The sequence below is a fragment of the Prevotella pallens genome (assembly GCF_900454935.1).
Classification (GTDB): domain Bacteria; phylum Bacteroidota; class Bacteroidia; order Bacteroidales; family Bacteroidaceae; genus Prevotella; species Prevotella pallens.
Genome location: NZ_UGTP01000001.1, coordinates 126,504 through 142,922 on the forward strand (window position 1 = coordinate 126,504; position 16,419 = coordinate 142,922).

Below are 16,419 nucleotides of genomic sequence, written 5' to 3' on the forward strand. Positions count from 1 at the left end.
TTACTTTTTGTAGAGTACAGGATTGGTTGCAGGGTCGTTATACATCTTCATTTGGCGATAAACTTTCATAAATTTACGCCCTGCTTGAATGTCATCGAGTAACTGGTCGATAGCCGTTCCCAGATCAACTTGCTGCTCGAGTAACACGTTTAGCTTATTCTTACATCTCTTTATATGTTCTTCCGAAGCATCTGTGCGCTCTGCTTGTTCGCGCATGTGATAGATTTTCAGTGCCAATATAGACAAGCGGTCTACTGCCCAAGCTGGACTTTCGGTATTGATAGTTGCACCTTCTTGTATTTTCACGTCAGAATAGAGCTGTCGAAAGTACGAATCAATTTGCTCTACTAAATCTGTCCTGTCCTGATTAGAACGGTCTATACGACGCTTTAAACTCATTCCATCTTCTGGAGCGATGTGTGGATCGCGGATAAGATCCTCAAAATGCCACTGCACCGTATCAATCCAGCACTTCAAATACAATCTATTCTCAATTGAATCTCTCTCGTATGGATTATTTATAGGTGTGTCTACATTATCCGTGATATGGTAATCGCGGATTGCCTGATTAAAAATCTCATTACAATGGTCTGTGAATGACATATTTTTTGTTCTTTTAATTTTTCTGCAAATATAGTTCAAATAAATCACATACACAAAATAAAAACACGGCATTTTACCAGTATAGCCGTTATTGAAACAAAATATAGGTTTAATTAATGTATTAAAGTGCCTGTTAAACCGTAAGCGAAAGTATTTAATAACGCATACAATGCATACAGAATGTAGAGATTTAAAATGCTTAAACACAACACGAATAATAGAAATAAGATAGTTTCATAAGGGTATTTAGGCATCTACGAAAGGCGTGGCTGAGAAAAGTTAGGAAAACTATAAGCAGTGTTCACAGGCATTCACCATTCGGATAGATAGCTCAGATATCTATAAAAAATCGTCAGAATTTAGTTGCTCTTGTTTTAGATATCTGTCACGTTCGTCTCAGATATCTGTCGTGTTTGTCTCAGATATCTATCAGTTACGAATTAGGCATCATAAAAAACAACAACTATATGCTCTCATTTATCTATTTCGGCAAAACCATTACTAAAAATCTATAATGCTAATTCCAACACAAAAGACATTAAATTAATTTCATTTAGCAACTAAGACTTTAAAAATAATGCATTGGCTGAATTAGAAAATAGTAGAAGTAAGGTTCTAATCATACAGCATAATGTCTTGATTTAGCGCAATATAATAGCAAAAAGTATCATTTTTATTGCACAATTATATATGTTCTGTGCAAAGTAGTATGCATTTTTGAATAAAAAATTTGCGTGTATCGAAAATTTATCTTTCCTTTGCAGCCGAATTTTATAATTTAGAAAGTTAATAATAATAATTTTAAAACTTAACAATTATGTCAGAAATTGAATCAAAGGTAAAAGCAATTATCGTGGATAAGCTCGGTGTTGACGAAGCAGAAGTAAAGCCAGAAGCAAGTTTTACAAACGATCTTGGTGCTGATTCTTTGGATACAGTAGAACTTATTATGGAGTTTGAGAAAGAATTTGGTATTTCAATTCCAGACGATAAGGCAGAAAAGATTGTTACTGTAGGCGATGCCATTGCTTATATCCAAGAGAACGCAAAGTAAGAAGATACATAAATTAAGGTTGGGAGCTTCGGCTTCCAGCTAATTTTTATCTTTACATTCACTTATTTCTTACTTAGGGTTCGTTCATTCAGAGTCTAAGACAAGAATAAGAATTAAGGAGTTAAGCCAATCGTTTTACTTATGTTTCTAAATGTACGTAGAACTAATTGCTTAACTCCTTAATTTTATATCTGAAAAGAGAGCCTTATGCGTCTCGTACTATCACGATGACAGAATTTAAACTAATAAATTAATGGAATTAAAAAGAGTAGTAGTAACAGGACTTGGTGCAGTTACTCCATTGGGAAACAACCCTGAAGAAACTTGGAAAGCAATGCTCGAAGGTAAGAGTGGCGCAGCTCCTATTACTTATTTCGATACAACTAATTTTAAAACAAAATTCGCTTGCGAAGTAAAAGGGCTAAATATAAACGATTATATCGACCGTAAAGAAGCACGTAAGCTCGACCGTTATACACAATTAGCACTCATTAGTGCCATTCAAGGTGTAGAAGATTGTGGCATCGATTTGGACAAAGTAAACAAGAATCGCATCGGTGTAGTCTACGGAGTAGGTATTGGCGGTATAAAGACTTTTGAAGAAGAAATTAGTTATTATGCTTTGCATAAAGAAGCAGGTCCAAAATTCAATCCATTCTTCATTCCTAAAATGATTGCCGACATTGCTTCTGGACACATTAGCATACGTTTCGGCTTCCATGGACCAAACTTTACAACCACATCAGCTTGTGCATCGTCTACCAATGCAATCAGTCAAGCATTCAATTTAATACGTTTGGGTAAAGCCGATATGATTGTTAGCGGTGGAGCAGAAGCAGCTATTACCGAATCAGGAGTAGGCGGTTTCAATGCAATGCACGCTCTCTCTACTCGTAACGACGACCCAGAACACGCATCTCGTCCATTTTCTGCAAGTCGCGATGGCTTCGTTATGGGCGAAGGAGCAGGTTGCTTAATTCTCGAAGAACTAGAACACGCAAAAGCTCGCGGTGCTAAGATATATGCAGAACTAGTTGGTGAAGGCGAATCTGCCGATGCATATCACATCACAGCATCTCACCCAGATGGTTTGGGAGCAAATTTAGTAATGCAAGCAGCCCTCAACGATGCAGGATTAAAGCCTGAAGACATAGACTATATAAATGTTCATGGCACATCAACCCCCGTTGGCGATGTTTCAGAAATAAAGGCTATTACGCAATTATTCGGCGATGCAGCCTACAAACTCAATATTTCGTCTACCAAAAGTATGACTGGACACTTGCTAGGAGCAGCTGGAGCTGTTGAGGCAATGGCTTGTGTACTTTCAATTCAGAACGATATTGTTCCCCCAACAATTAATCATAATGAAGAGGATAAGGACGAAGAAATTGATTACAACCTGAATTTTACGTTTAATAAAGCAGAAAAACGCGAAGTGCGTGCAGCACTTAGCAATACATTTGGCTTTGGCGGCCACAATGCTTGCGTAATATTCAAGAAATATGCTGAATAAAATCATTGATAGAATAAAGCTCCCTTTCCGCAAGGAAAAGGAGCTTTATTTGTCATTATATAATATAATAGGTGTGCTTCCGCATAATCTTTCCTTTTACAAAACAGCCCTTTTACACAAAAGTGTGGCACGAAGGAACGACAAAGGCAAACCCGTTAACAACGAACGCTTAGAGTTTTTGGGAGATGCAATTCTCGATGCTATTGTAGGAGACATTGTTTACGAACACTTTCCTGGTAAACGAGAAGGTTTTCTCACTAATACTCGTTCGAAAATAGTACAGCGCGAAACACTAAATAAGTTAGCTAACGATTTAGGAATAACGCGTTTAATTTTGTCGAGTGGACATTCTCAGTCGCACAATAGTTACCTTGGTGGCAATGCATTCGAGGCTTTAGTGGGTGCATTATATCTCGACCATGGATACACAGCCTGTATGAAGTTTATGAAGAAACAAATATTAGGCGAACTTATAAACATTGATAAGGTGGCATATAAGGAGGTAAACTTTAAGTCGAAACTCATAGAATGGACACAGAAACACAAAATTTGCCTTGAGTTTAAACCTCTTTCGTTTGGTAAAGACAAGGAAGGCAGTCCCACTTTTTCATTCCAGGTAGTATTGGAAGGTATTGCTTGTGGCGAAGGAAGCGGTTACTCCAAGAAAGAAAGTCAGCAAGAAGCGGCTAAAGTTACACTTCAATACATTCGAAAGAACACAAAGTTCGCTGATAAAATATTCAAAGCTAAACAAAAGCGTATAGCTTTAGAACAACCAGAAGACCTTAGTGTTATTGAAACAACAGAAGATAATGTATCTGTTTTGCCTCTGAAAGATGACGCAGATGATGAATCTAATACATTTACCAACATAGAAAGAGAAGATTGCTTTTCTGGTATGGTGGCAGATGAGAAAGAAAACATTATTGCTAAAGCAGAAGCAGAGGCATTCGAATAATAATAGCTATATAAAGCAGTGCAAAATAGCTTTGCAATTTACAATAAGAATATAAAATAGTGCTTTTCAAAGCTTTTAGTATCAGAATAAAGCCGTATTTTTGCACTAAAAGAATATAAATGTTATTTAGAATATGGCATTAAAATGTGGTATAGTAGGTTTGCCTAACGTTGGCAAATCTACACTTTTCAATTGTTTGAGCAGTGCCAAAGCTCAGGCAGCCAATTTTCCGTTTTGTACAATAGAACCCAACTTGGGTGTTATTACTGTTCCTGACGAGCGTTTGAACAAACTCGCTGAGATTGTTCACCCGGGGAGAATTGTACCTGCAACTTGCGAAATAGTAGACATTGCTGGTCTTGTTAAGGGAGCCAGCAAAGGCGAAGGATTGGGTAATAAGTTTCTTGGTAATATTCGCGAATGCGATGCTATCATTCATGTAATTCGTTGTTTTGAAGACGATAATATAGTTCGTGAAGGTGGGGCAGCAGTTAATCCGATTGAAGACAAGGAAATTATAGATACCGAACTCCAGCTAAAAGACCTTGAAACTATAGAATCGCAGCTTGCTAAACAGCAAAAAGTGGCTGCAGCAGGCAACAAAGATGCAAAGACTATGGTTGCTGTTCTCGAAGCTTACAAAACTGTTTTAGAGCAAGGAAAGAACGCGCGCAGTGTGCAATTCGAAACTAAAGAAGAACAACTGGCGGCTCACGACCTTTTTCTTCTTACCACAAAGCCCGTTCTTTACGTTTGCAACGTAGATGAAAACAGTGCGAAAGAGGGTAACGAATATAGCAAGCAGGTTGAGAAGATTGCTGCTGAAGAGGGTGCCGAAGCTATGATTATTGCTGCAAAGACCGAAGAAGACATTGCATCGTTGGATAGTTACGAAGACAAGAAACTCTTTCTCGACGAACTTGGGTTAGAACAAAGTGGCGTAAACCGACTGATAAAGAAGGCTTATCATCTCTTAAATCTTCAAACATTCATTACTGCTGGAGAAATGGAGGTAAAGGCATGGACATTCCATAAAGGTTGGAAGGCTCCACAATGTGCTGGAGTTATACACACTGACTTCGAAAAGGGATTCATCAGAGCAGAGGTTATTAAGTACGACGACTATCTGAAATATGGTTCAGAAGCCGCTGTTAGAGAAGCAGGAAAACTCGGCGTAGAAGGTAAAGAGTATATAGTGCAAGACGGAGACATTATGCACTTCCGTTTCAATGTATAGTTTATGGAGGAATAAAGTATGCTGAATAACTTGCTTTATATAGCCTGGCAACCCAACGAATACCTTGTGCGCATTGGCTCAGCAGGCATACGTTGGTATGGAATGTGTTGGCTGGTAGGGTTTGCTATAGCCTATTTGCTTATGCGATGGCTTTTTAAACAACACAAAATAGCTAACGAGAAGTTCGAACCAATGTTTATGTATGTTTTTCTTGGTGCATTTATAGGAGCACGCTTAGGACATTGTTTCTTTTACGAACCAAAAGAATTTTTCGACTCTTGGCAGCATTTTGTTGAAATATTCCTACCTATTAAGTTTCTTGCTGGCGGTGGCTGGAAGTTTGTTGGCTATCAAGGATTGGCATCGCACGGTGGAGTTGTAGGACTGCTTATAGCGCTTTATCTCTACATAAAACGCACTAAGCTGAACCCATGGTTAGTTCTCGACTTTATGGGTATCTGTTCTACCATTACATCGGTATTCATTCGTTTAGGAAATCTTATGAATTCGGAGATTATAGGTAGAGTTACCGATGTGCCTTGGGCATTTATTTTTTACGATGTTGATACCTATCCGCGACACCCCGGACAACTCTATGAGGCAATTGCTTACTTTGTTTTCTTCTGGATTATATTTCTCATTTACAGGAAATATCCTAAAAAGGCTGGTACTGGTCTTTACTTTGGGCTTTGCCTTACGCTTATATTCACTTTCCGTTTCCTCATTGAATTTACAAAAGAAGTACAGGTTTCATTCGAATCGAGCTTACCTATTGATATGGGACAAATACTTAGTGTGCCGCTCATAGCACTGGGTATGTGGGCTATCATACGGTCGAAGGGGAAAGAATATAACGAATAAAGTTACTCTATAAGCAAAAAACACTTTTAAAAACAGTGCATTCGCCGTCTAGAATTCCTATTTATCCATAGGAATTCTAGATTTTTTCGTCTTTCAAATACAAACTTTTTCTATTCTAATAATGGCTCAACAGAAAGGCTGATAGGGTTCTTTGGAAAAAAGATATAGCGTTACGAACGCTACTTTTATATAACACATTGGTGAACAACATATTGGTTTCCGAGATACTATAATAACACCTAAAGTAAAATATTGCAGAATTAAAACCAAATAACTCATTAACCACAATATGCATAGTTCTTATTACTGTGGTATTGTTTCCTAACATTGTTTATTTTCTTATCGGTATCTTGTCTGTCTTTCTAACTTAACGTAGCCCGCTACGCCTACATTGCTAAGACAGACAATCTACTCAACAATAAAACAAAATATGCTTAGGCTCTAATGACAGATTTGGATTAAATAATTCGTAATCTTCAGCTAAATAATTATCTTTTAAATACGATAATGTAGAGTTATAAAGGTGGTAGTTTTTTATGATATCTAATTCGCAACTGACAGATGTCTGAAAGGAACACGACAGATATCTGTAACGAACACGACAGATATCTGAAACGAACGCAATAGATATCTGAAACAAAAGTATCTAATATCTATCTGATTTTTCTAAGCATTTGTGATATTCCATTCGACTTGTGGGTGTATGTGGACAGACAGTAGATGCTGCTCATAAAATATCTACTCATTTTCTACCTATTTTCTATAATGCTTAAGAATACTAAGTATATATTTTCTTATTTCTTACAACAAACTTTTTTATACTATAAAAGTTATGCTTTTGCATTGCAAAACAATTGTTTTTGGTAAACGCCTCATATTCTGTACAAATCTAAAACAATAAATGCGTCAAATTATAACTAACCAAAAATTCTCTAACCAATAATCTTTAACTGTTAGTTCTTTCCTGTTCTACACCAAATTAATTTGGTAAAAGACTTGTTATACCTATTAAAATTCGTAATTTTGCAACTTGGATAGTAACGCATTGTCATATAATGAACTAAACGATAGGGTAGGGGAAGCGTCTTCGCCTTACCAGTATTATGGTTCGTAAACAACGACATCAAAATAAAACAAACATAAGAATGGAATACAACTTCACAGAGATTGAGAAGAAATGGCAGAAGAAATGGGTTGAGAACAAAACCTATAAGGTTGTTGAAGATAAGAACAAGCAAAAGTTCTATGTGCTTAATATGTTTCCATACCCATCGGGAGCAGGGTTGCACGTAGGACACCCACTCGGCTATATAGCCAGCGACATTTACGCACGCTATAAGCGTTTGAAAGGTTTCAACGTGTTAAATCCAATGGGATATGATGCTTACGGACTGCCTGCCGAGCAGTATGCCATTCAAACAGGACAGCACCCATCTATTACAACCGAAAAAAATATAGCCCGTTATAGGGAACAGTTAGACAAGATAGGTTTCAGTTTCGATTGGGATCGTGAAGTGCGTACCTGCGATCCTGAATACTACCATTGGACACAATGGGCATTCCAACGTATGTTTGATTCATACTACGACTATAATGATGGCAAAGCAAAACCTATATCTAACCTCGTTCTCCATTTTGAAGAAGAAGGAACGCTTAATCTCAACGTAGCGCAAGGCGAAGAAAAAACATTCTCTGCTCGCAATTGGATAAGTATGAGCGAAAAAGAACAGCAGGAAACGCTTATGAACTATCGTATAGCATATCTTGGCGAGACTATGGTGAACTGGTGTCCTGGTTTAGGAACAGTGTTGGCAAACGATGAAGTTGTAGATGGTGTAAGCGAACGCGGAGGCTATCCGGTTGTACAAAAGAAAATGAAACAATGGTGTTTACGTGTTTCTGCATACGCACAACGGTTGTTAGACGGTTTAGAAAATGTAAACTGGACAGACTCTATGAAAGAGACACAACGCAACTGGATTGGGCGTTCGGAAGGTACGGAAGTGGTGTTTAAGAGCATTACACCCACAGCCGATAATGAGGAAATAGAACACGACATTACTATCTTTACAACCCGTGCCGATACAATGTTTGGCGTAACTTTTATAGTGCTTGCTCCAGAAAGCGAATTAGTTCCAGAGCTTACAACAGCCAAACAAAAATCAGAGGTTGAAGAATATTTAGCATACGTAAAGAAACGAACAGAGCGCGACCGTATGACCGACCGTAAAGTTACAGGTGTTTTCACAGGTTCGTATGGTATTAATCCGCTAACAGACGAGAAATTACCTATCTATATATCAGAATACGTACTCTCAGGCTATGGTACAGGTGCCATTATGGCTGTACCAGCACACGACAGTCGCGATTATGCATTTGCCAAACACTTCGGTCTTCCAATACGTCCGCTTATCGAAGGCGCTGATGTTTCAGAAGAAAGCTTCGACGCAAAAGAAGGTATCGTCATCAATAGTCCAATAAAACCAGTTGAAGGAAGTTTCTCTTTGAACGGACTTACAGTGAAAGAAGCAATAGCAGCAACTAAGAAGTATGTTACAGAGAGAGGATTAGGCAAAGTGAAAGTGAACTATCGTTTACGCGATGCTATCTTCTCACGCCAACGCTATTGGGGCGAACCATTCCCAGTTTATTATAAAGATGGTATGCCTTATATGGTTCCAGAAGAATGTTTACCACTCGAATTACCAGCAATAGACAAATTTGAACCTACCAAAACGGGCGAACCTCCATTGGGACGAGCTAAAATATGGGCTTGGGACGAAGAGAATAAGACTATTGTAGATAAAGAATTGATAGACAATAAAACTATATTCCCATTAGAATTGAATACAATGCCGGGCTTCGCAGGTAGCTCTGCTTATTATCTTCGCTATATGGACCCACACAATAACAAGGCTTTAGTGGGAAAAGAAGCCGATGAATATTGGCAGAATGTAGACCTTTATGTAGGAGGAACAGAGCATGCAACAGGACACTTAATATACAGCCGCTTCTGGAATAAGTTCCTTTTCGACTACGGTTATAGTTGTAAAGAAGAACCATACGAGAAGTTAGTAAATCAAGGAATGATACAAGGACGTTCTAACTTTGTGTATCGCATCAATTCAGACGACCATTCTAAAGCTCCAGTATTTGTAAGTTTCGGACTGAAAGATAAATACGAAACAACACCAATCCACGTAGATGTGAATATTGTTCATGCCGATGTATTGGATATTGATGCTTTCAAAGCATGGCGACCAGAATACGAAAATGCAGAGTTTATACTCGAAGATGGTAAGTATATTTGCGGTTGGGCAGTAGAAAAAATGTCGAAGTCTATGTTCAACGTAGTCAATCCCGACGTCATTGTTGAGCAATATGGCGCAGATACTTTACGTTTGTATGAAATGTTCTTAGGTCCAGTTGAAACAAGTAAACCTTGGGACACCAATGGTATTGATGGTTGTTTCCGATTCTTGAAAAAGTTTTGGAAACTGTATCAGCAAGACTTAAACGACAACGAGCCTTCTAAAGAGTCAGTAAAGAGTGTTCATAAACTTATTAAGAAGGTTTCTAACGATATAGAACAGTTCTCTTACAATACTGCTATCTCTGCTTTCATGATTTGTGTAAACGAATTAGGACAACAAAAGTGTAATAACCGTGGTCTGTTGCGCAACTTAGTTATATTAATAGCACCGTTTGCACCACACATTGCCGAAGAACTTTGGCAACATCTTGGTGAAAAAGACAGCGTTTGTAACGCACAATGGCCAATATGGAACGAGGCTTATTTAACAGAAAACGAGGTTCAACTCACCATTTCTTTCAACGGGAAAGCACGCTTCCAAATGACTTTCCCTATTGATGCAAGTAAAGAAGATGTTGAAACGGCAGCATTAAACGATGAAAGAAGTAAAAAATACATAGACGGTAAAACTATTGTAAAAGTAATAGTAGTACCTAAGAAAATTGTAAACATCGTTTGCAAATAGAATAAAAGCACATTCATTGGTTTGAAACACAGCCACGAATGTGCTAAAACACATTATTAAACTATGACAATTAATCAGCAATTAATTAGAGACGAAATAAAAGATTACATTTTACTAACTCTTGGTTTAACGCTGTATGCGGCTGCATTCACAGTGTTTCTTATGCCATATCAGATAGTAACAGGTGGTGTTACAGGTTTATCAGCCATTATTTTCTATGCAACACAGTTTAAACTCGAAAACACTTATATGATTATCAATGTAGTATTATTGGGTGCTGCACTGAAGATATTGGGTTTAAAGTTTATGATGAAAACCATCTACGCTATTATTGTGTTATATTTTATGCTAAAGTTTGCACAACAATTAATGCCAATAGATACAAACGGACACTTCGTAAAGATATTAGGCGAAGACCAAAAGTTTATGTCGCTCATTGTGGGGTGTTGTATTACAGGTACTGGAATGGCTATGGTATTTCTAAATGGTGGTAGTATGGGTGGTACAGATATAGTTGCAGCCTGCATAAACAAATATAAAAACATTTCGTTGGGACAGGTTCTAATGGCTGTCGATATCTGTATTATTGGTAGTTGTATGCTTTTTCCACAATTTGGAACATACATTCAGCGTTTTTATAAAGTTATTTTCGGTCTTTGCACAATGTTTATCGAATGTTCTGTACTCGATTATATAATGAATTTAAGGCGCCAATCGGTACAATTTCTCATATTTTCTAAGAAGTATGAAGAGATTGCTAATGCTATTATGCAAGAACGCGATCGAGGAATAACCATATTAGATGGACATGGTTGGTACACTGGAAAAGATGTAAAAGTAATTTGCCTAATGGCTAAACGTAGAGAAAGCCAATCTATATTTCGTATTGTTAAGATTATAGACCCATTAGCTTTTGTCAGTCAAAGTTCTGTAATTGGCGTCTATGGGGAAGGATTCGATAAAATAAAAGTAAATACAAAGAATGCTGAGAAAGTTCTTTCGCAAGTATATCCGAATAACAATACGGAAATAACCAACGAACAATAAAATGAAAATAGTATTTGCAACAAACAATAAACACAAGCTTATCGAAATTAAAGATATTCTTGGAAACGACTTTAATATTGTTTCGTTAAAGGATATTGGCTGCAACGTAGACATACCAGAAACTGCCGATACGCTGGAAGGAAACGCAAGTATAAAGTCGCATTATATCTACAATAATTATCATTTAAATTGCTTTGCCGATGATACAGGACTTGAAGTTGATGCACTTAACGGTGAACCTGGTGTACATTCTGCACGTTACGACGAATATACCGACCACGATAGCGAAGCAAATATGCGCAAATTGCTCCGTAAATTGGGCGATACAACGAATAGAAAAGCGCACTTCCGAACAGTAATTTCTCTAATTATTGATGGTAAAGAACATCAATTCGAAGGTAGAGTAGATGGATATATTGCTACGAAAAAATTGGGAACAGAAGGCTTTGGCTACGATCCTATCTTTATTCCTGAAGGCTATGACAAGAGTTTTGCAGAACTTGGAGAAGATATTAAAAACCAAATTTCGCACAGAGCACGTGCCGTTCGTAAACTCGCTGAATATCTAAAGCAACTATAATGAGTAAAAGTTTGTCTATTCTGCTGCCCACTTACAATTGTAATTGCACTGCACTTATCAGTGAATTGCAACGACAGTGTGTTGCAGAAGGAACAAATTTCGAAATTATTGTAGCCGACGATGCATCTCCTGACAAACGGTTTATTATAAAAAACAGAACCATTTCAAACCTTGATGGCGTTCGTTATATAGAAAGAGAACAAAATGTTGGTAGGTCTGCTATCCGCAATTATCTTGTTTCGCAGTCGTCAAAGGAATGGATTTTGTTTATTGATGGAGACCTTTCGCTCAACAATTCTAAATTTATACACAACTATTTGAAAGCCGAAGGCGATGTTATTGTAGGTGGTATTAGTATTGTTGAAAACGAAAAAAGATGGGGAAACAATTTAAGATACCGTTACGAACATTCTTCAAAAGAAGCTATTAGTGCCGAAAATCGCAGAAAAACACCTTATCAACATCTTAGTACTAATTTCATTGCAAACAGAAAACTAATAGGAAAAAATCCTTATAACGAAGATATAAAACAATATGGTTTTGAAGATGTGTTGCTTGGAAAACGCTTCAAAGCATTAAACGCAAAAATAAACCATATTGATAATCCTGTACTATTCAACGATTTTGAACTTAACGCAGTATTTCTTTGCAAAACCGAAGAGGCTTTACGTACACTTTCTACCTTTCAAACAGAGTTAAAAGGCTATTCTAATTTATTAAAAATAACTGGAAAGCTACAAAAAATGTACATTAGCTGGATAGGAGTGTGGCTTTATAAATTTTTGCATAAACCATTAAAACACAATCTTAAAGGCAATAATCCCAGTGTTTTCTTGTTTAATATCTATAAACTTCTTTATTTTTTACATTATAATTCTATAAGGAAATGACAAAAAGAATATACATACTTATATTTACTTGCTTACTCTTCGTACTACCATTAAGTTGTTTTGCCAATGCTACAGATACATGGAAAAACTATATGGCATATAGTAATGTGCAATGGATAGAAAAAGGTGGTAATATGCTTTATGTACTTGCGTCCAACGACCTATATTCTTATAACGAAAAGGACAATAGTATTCAAACATTCGATAAAGTAAATGGACTAAACGATACCGATATTGAATTTATAGCATGGAACAATGTTGCTAAATGTTTAGTTATTGCTTATTCTGACCAAAATATAGATTTGCTCACACAAAAAGGAGAAATTATTAGCTTGTCTGATTATTACAGAAAAACTATGACAGCTAATAAAAAAATAAATAATCTATATATAGAAGGACAATATTGCTACGTTTCAACTGGATTTGGTATTTTAAAAATAAATGTTAGTAAAGCAGAAATAAGCGATACTTACAATCTTGGTTTCAATGTAAACTATACTTATATAGAAGGAAACTATATTTATGCTGCAAGTAACGAACAAGGACTTTTTCGAGCTTTGCTTTCCGATAATCTTTTAGATAGAAATAATTGGCAATGGGTAGGCAACTATGTAGCACAAAACAAAACTATTGCACCTGAATTATTGGAGAAAGTAAAAGCTTTACAACCGGGTGGTCCTAAATACAATCGTTTTTTCTTTATGCAATATCTTAATAATCGTCTTTATACAACGGGTGGAGCATTTGAACCAGGAGCAATAGGACTGAATCAACCTGGAACAATACAGGTATTAAAGAATGGCGAATGGGATATCTATCAAGACGAATTGGATAAAATAACGGGATATTACTATCACGATATGAACTGTTTGGCAGTAGATCCAAAGAATTCTGAACATGTATTTGCAGGTGGACGAGCTGGATTATACGAATTTTTGAATGGAAAACTTAAGCGATATTTCAATAAAGATAATAGCCTTTTACGTCCTTCGGTTCATAAAGGAATTGAGCTTGGAAACGATTATGTGGTAATACAAGGATTAGTTTTCGACCGAAAAAACAATTTATGGATATTAAATAGTGGTACCAAAACTACATCTTTATTAAAGTTATCGCCAGATGGAACTATGACAGACTATTCTAAACCTCAACTTATGAATAAAGGATTTAGTTTACACGTTATGCGTCGTCCTATTCTTGATAGTCGTGGCTTAATATGGTTTGTAAATAGTCATTACGAAGCCCCTGGTTTGTTCTGTTATAATCCAGAAACCGATAAGCTAAATGTTTATAACAACTTTAAAAATCAAGATGGCTCATCTATTATGGTTATTCAAATGCGTTGTGTTGTTGAAGATGCATATCAAAATATTTGGGTTGGAACAAATGTAGGACCATTACGTCTTACTACTGAACAAATGAAAAATCCTTCTGAAGCTATTTTCGAACAAATAAAAATACCACGCAACGATGGAACAAATCTTGCCGATTATTTATTGGCTGGTGTAGATATTTCGTGTATGGCTATTGATGGTGGCGGCAGAAAATGGTTTGGTACAAACGGAAATGGTGTTTATCTTATTAGTGCCGACAATATGAAACAGGTGCAACACTTCCTAAGCGACAACAGCAAACTTATTTCAAACAATATAGAAAGTATTGCCATTAACGATAAAACTGGCGAAGTTTTCATTGGAACCGATAAAGGATTATGCTCGTATATGAGTGATGCTACAAAACCATCTGATAATCCTGGTGGAGAAGAAACTTATGCTTATCCTAATCCTGTACGTCCAAATTACACAGGATTAATAACAGTTGTTGGCTTAGCTTTTAATTCCGATGTAAAAATAGTTACCACTAATGGTGTACTTGTAGCAAAAGGTACAAGTAATGGTGGTACATTTACATGGGACGGCAACGATTTAAATGGAAAACGTGTAGCATCTGGAGTTTATATGGTGCAAACATCCGACCAAGAAGGTAATAACGGAACAGTATGCAAAATAGCAATTGTGAATTAAAACAAAATAAACGCAAACATTGGATAGACTTATTGCGAGGTTTTTGTATGGTGGCTATATTGCTCGACCATACTGAAATATATTATACAGGCGACAACATTATTGGCTACAATTATTATGTAGCCAATGTGTTAGTCGCTTTTTTCTTTCTTTCAGGCTATCTTTTCTATAAAGATACACCGTTTTCGCTGCAACTGAAACTTAAAGCCATTGCACGATATTTATTATTGCCTTATTTTATCTTCACAACCTTTATTGCAATTCCTAAAGCTTTAGCACACGGATTTGATATTCCAGAAACTTTATTCTCTGTTCTTACAGGACAAGCATCGTGGTTTATAGCGGCTCTTATTGTAGCAGAAATTGTTTTTTCCACAGTGTTATGGGCATGCAAAGGTAAAACTTGGGGATTATTAACACTTTCTCTTGTAGCATCAGTTGCTTGTTATTTTCTTTCCACACGTTATTCCAATATTTATTGGCAAATAGAAAATGCTTGTATGGCGCTCCCTATCCTTTGTTTTGGCTATTTTTACCATAAATGGGAAAATGTTTTCCACCGTTTCCACAACCTATCATCATCTTTCTTTTTATTTATACTTTTAGTAATTATAAAAGTATATGAACATACGCAAGGCATAAGTTTACTTATAGAACCTATACAAGTAAACAATTGGTATGTATTTATTTTCGATACCTTTATTTGCACCTTATTCCTTGTTAGTTTAGCTAAACAGTTAGAAAGCGTTACTTGGTTAGAATGGACAGGACGTAGAAGTATTGTTTATTATTTCTTTTCTGGTGGCATACCACTCATTGTTTCTTCTTTATTACAACGCATCGGTATGGGTTATTCTGGCGAATACTATCGTGTTCTTATTGCTTTCCTTCTTGTTTATGCCTTTGCTTCCATTATAGCGTGGGCTATTTATCGCTATTTAGGGTTTATTGTTCAAAAAAATAATTGAGTACAGGAAAGAAATAAAAAAGAAAAGCAGTCGTTTGAAGAAGTTCATATTACATTTCATTAACGTACCTGCCAAATGGATTAAGACAGGAAGGAGATACGTCTTAAACCTATACACCCAAAAAGTATTATATCAAGATTTTTAAAGAATAGCTTCAAACTCTTTGCTGAATTTTATCTTTCCCATTCCCTATGGGTAAGGGAACTTGTGTCGAATAACCAGCCTATTTGTGATAAGTTGAGCAAAAAATAACAAATCGAACTTTCTCGTAGGGTTAAATGAGACGCAAACAAGTTTTGAAACAAACAAGGAAATTGTTTGCGGAAATAAGGTGTTATATCACCTTTACCTTCCTAATAGAGTGCTATTTTTGCAATTTTACTAATTGTCCAAAAAGATAATATAATTTATATAGGATTATAGTCTTACTGCAAGTATTGTTGAAACTTTGCTATAGAAATAGTCATGGTTTGACAATTATTTACTATCTTTGCAACAAAAACAAACATAAAACCAATGAGGGAAATCCCGATTATTGAAAATGTGTTGCGTATGAAACACGCTGAAGAAATGCTTTCGTTTTGGTTAGTTGTCCAAGAAAATGCTATAACCTCAACCGAAAATCAAGTACAAAGCGTGTATTAGAGTTGGCGAAAAACACCATGCATTAACGAAACAGAACT

13 protein-coding genes are annotated in these 16,419 nt (G+C 36.4%); 12 read left to right on the forward strand and 1 reads right to left on the reverse strand.

Annotated elements, in window-relative coordinates; translation table 11 throughout:
• Positions 1-603 (reverse strand): DUF4254 domain-containing protein, encoded by a 603-nt coding sequence (locus DX009_RS00515; RefSeq protein WP_006043970.1) that lies wholly within the window; start codon positions 601-603, stop codon positions 1-3.
• A gap of 817 nt (positions 604-1,420) precedes the next feature.
• Between DX009_RS00515 and DX009_RS00520 the strand changes: the two genes are divergently transcribed.
• The 12 genes from DX009_RS00520 to DX009_RS13710 all read left to right on the forward strand — a co-directional run bounded on the left by DX009_RS00520 (position 1,421) and on the right by DX009_RS13710 (position 16,381).
• The gene (locus tag DX009_RS00520) at positions 1,421-1,657 is read left to right on the forward strand and encodes an acyl carrier protein (RefSeq protein ID WP_006043969.1); all 237 of its coding nucleotides are present in this window, start codon (positions 1,421-1,423) and stop codon (positions 1,655-1,657) included.
• 253 nt (positions 1,658-1,910) lie between these two features.
• The gene (gene fabF, locus DX009_RS00525; protein ID WP_006043968.1) at positions 1,911-3,173 is read left to right on the forward strand and encodes a beta-ketoacyl-ACP synthase II; all 1,263 of its coding nucleotides are present in this window, start codon (positions 1,911-1,913) and stop codon (positions 3,171-3,173) included.
• Positions 3,163-4,131: a ribonuclease III gene (gene rnc, locus DX009_RS00530; protein WP_006043967.1), complete on the forward strand. Its 969-nt coding sequence runs from the start codon at positions 3,163-3,165 to the stop codon at positions 4,129-4,131. Before fabF ends, rnc begins: the two co-directional genes overlap by 11 nt.
• Before the next feature lie 133 nt (positions 4,132-4,264).
• Positions 4,265-5,368 (forward strand): redox-regulated ATPase YchF, encoded by a 1,104-nt coding sequence (ychF, locus tag DX009_RS00535; RefSeq protein WP_006043966.1) that lies wholly within the window; start codon positions 4,265-4,267, stop codon positions 5,366-5,368.
• Positions 5,369-5,386: 18 nt separating this feature from the next.
• Positions 5,387-6,229: a prolipoprotein diacylglyceryl transferase gene (gene lgt, locus DX009_RS00540; protein WP_006043965.1), complete on the forward strand. Its 843-nt coding sequence runs from the start codon at positions 5,387-5,389 to the stop codon at positions 6,227-6,229.
• A 1,145-nt stretch (positions 6,230-7,374) separates the two neighbouring features.
• Positions 7,375-10,227: a leucine--tRNA ligase gene (leuS, locus tag DX009_RS00545; protein ID WP_115083787.1), complete on the forward strand. Its 2,853-nt coding sequence runs from the start codon at positions 7,375-7,377 to the stop codon at positions 10,225-10,227.
• Between the two features lie 63 nt (positions 10,228-10,290).
• A complete protein-coding gene (locus DX009_RS00550; protein ID WP_115082647.1) occupies positions 10,291-11,274 on the forward strand; it encodes a YitT family protein in 984 nt (327 codons plus the stop codon).
• Position 11,275: 1 nt separating this feature from the next.
• Complete coding sequence (locus DX009_RS00555; RefSeq protein ID WP_115082648.1) at positions 11,276-11,854, forward strand: non-canonical purine NTP diphosphatase; 579 nt, start codon at positions 11,276-11,278, stop codon at positions 11,852-11,854.
• Positions 11,854-12,744 (forward strand): glycosyltransferase family 2 protein, encoded by an 891-nt coding sequence (locus tag DX009_RS00560; RefSeq protein WP_115082649.1) that lies wholly within the window; start codon positions 11,854-11,856, stop codon positions 12,742-12,744. The genes DX009_RS00555 and DX009_RS00560 overlap by 1 nt, the downstream gene beginning before the upstream one ends.
• Positions 12,741-14,768: a type IX secretion system anionic LPS delivery protein PorZ gene (gene porZ, locus DX009_RS00565; protein WP_115082650.1), complete on the forward strand. Its 2,028-nt coding sequence runs from the start codon at positions 12,741-12,743 to the stop codon at positions 14,766-14,768. The genes DX009_RS00560 and porZ overlap by 4 nt, the downstream gene beginning before the upstream one ends.
• Entirely contained in the window at positions 14,744-15,736 is a 993-nt protein-coding gene (locus tag DX009_RS00570; protein WP_115082651.1) for an acyltransferase family protein, read from the forward strand. Before porZ ends, DX009_RS00570 begins: the two co-directional genes overlap by 25 nt.
• A 516-nt stretch (positions 15,737-16,252) precedes the next feature.
• Positions 16,253-16,381, forward strand: a complete 129-nt coding sequence (locus DX009_RS13710) for a hypothetical protein (protein WP_006043957.1) — start codon at positions 16,253-16,255, stop codon at positions 16,379-16,381.
• The last annotated feature ends 38 nt before the right edge of the window (positions 16,382-16,419 follow it).